This is a genomic window from Sedimentimonas flavescens, from assembly GCF_019264375.1.
GTDB classification, from domain to species: Bacteria; Pseudomonadota; Alphaproteobacteria; order Rhodobacterales; family Rhodobacteraceae; genus Rhodobacter; species Rhodobacter flavescens.
Genome location: NZ_JAHVAI010000050.1, coordinates 1 through 1,334, shown reverse-complemented (window position 1 = coordinate 1,334; position 1,334 = coordinate 1). Strand labels below are relative to the sequence as shown.

The following is a 1,334-nucleotide window of genomic DNA, read 5'->3' as shown; positions in this document are numbered from 1 at the left end:
GAGAGTGTCAGGTCTTCTGTGTATGGGTGAACGGGTCCATGCTTCTTGAGAGGAGCCAGGACGATGACGATTTCCAATGAACTGCTGGACGAGTTGCTGAAGGGCTGCAAGCGGCCTGAGGATCTGCTTGGCGATGCCGGGCTGATGAAGGAACTGAAGGTGCGGCTGATGGAGCGCATGCTCGGAGCCGAACTGACCGCGCATCTGGGCTACGAGGCCGGCGCTGAACCGCCTCCCGAACAGGCGAACCGCCGGAACGGGACCGCGACGAAGCGGGTGAAGGGCTCGGATGGCGAAGTGCCGCTGACGGTGCCCCGCGACCGGAACGGCAGCTTCGAGCCCGAGCTGGTGAAGAAGGGCCAGACCCGGATCGACGGCGTGGATGACAAGATCATCGGTCTCTACGCCGCCGGCCTGTCGGTGCGCGATATCCAGGCCCATCTGGAGGATCTCTATGGGCTGCGGGTCTCACCCGACCTGATCAGCCGCGTCACCGACGCCGTTCTTGACGAGGTCCGCGAATGGCAGCACCGGGCGCTGGACCGAATGTATCCAATTGTGATCTTTGACGCTTTGCGCGTGAAGATCCGCGATGCCGACAGCCGGATGGTCAAGAACAAGGCCGTCTACATCGCCCTAGGCGTTACCCGGGACGGGGAACGCGAGGTTCTCGGCCTCTGGATCGCCGACAATGAAGGAGCCAAGTTCTGGCTGTCGGTGATGACCGAGCTGCGCAACCGGGGCGTCCAGGACATCCTGATCGCCGTCGTGGACGGGCTGAAGGGCTTCCCGGAGGCCATCACAGCGGCCTTTCCCGAGACCATGGTCCAGACCTGCATCGTTCACCTGATCCGCCATTCGATGAACTTCTGTTCGTGGAAGGACCGCAAGGTCGTGGCCGCCGACCTGCGCCCGATCTACGAGGCCCCGACTGCCGAGGAGGCGGCCCGCCAGTTGGACGCGTTCGAGGAGAAATGGGGCGGAAAATACCCATCGATCGCCCCGGCCTGGCGCCGGGCCTGGGCAGAGGTTACCCCGTTCTATGCCTTCAGCGCCGGGATCCGGAAGATCATCTACACCACCAACGCCGTGGAGTCGCTGAACCGGGTGCTGCGGAAGACGCTGAAGACCAAGGGCTCCTTCCCGACCGAGGAGGCCGCAAAGAAGCTGATCTTCCTGGCCGTCCGCAACTTCGAGAAAGGCGGCCGCGCCGTCCGGGAATGGGTTGCCGCCCGTAATCAGCTGGCCATAATGTTCGCCGGGCGCTTCGACGCCTGAACGTATCTGAAAACCGCATGGCCCCGATCAGATACACAGAGTTTCAGACACTCCCC

The 1,334-nt window shown here is 63.2% G+C and carries 1 protein-coding gene; it reads left to right on the top strand.

Annotated elements, in window-relative coordinates; genetic code table 11:
- Window positions 1-63: 63 nt before the first annotated feature.
- Entirely contained in the window at window positions 64-1,278 is a 1,215-nt protein-coding gene (locus KTQ37_RS16615) for an IS256 family transposase (protein WP_218631623.1), read from the top strand.
- The last annotated feature ends 56 nt before the right edge of the window (window positions 1,279-1,334 follow it).

Excerpts from the sequence above, each read along its gene's own strand:
- KTQ37_RS16615 (WP_218631623.1), top strand. The coding sequence starts at position 64 with ATGACGATTTCCAATGAACTGCTGGACGAGTTGCTGAAGGGCTGCAAG.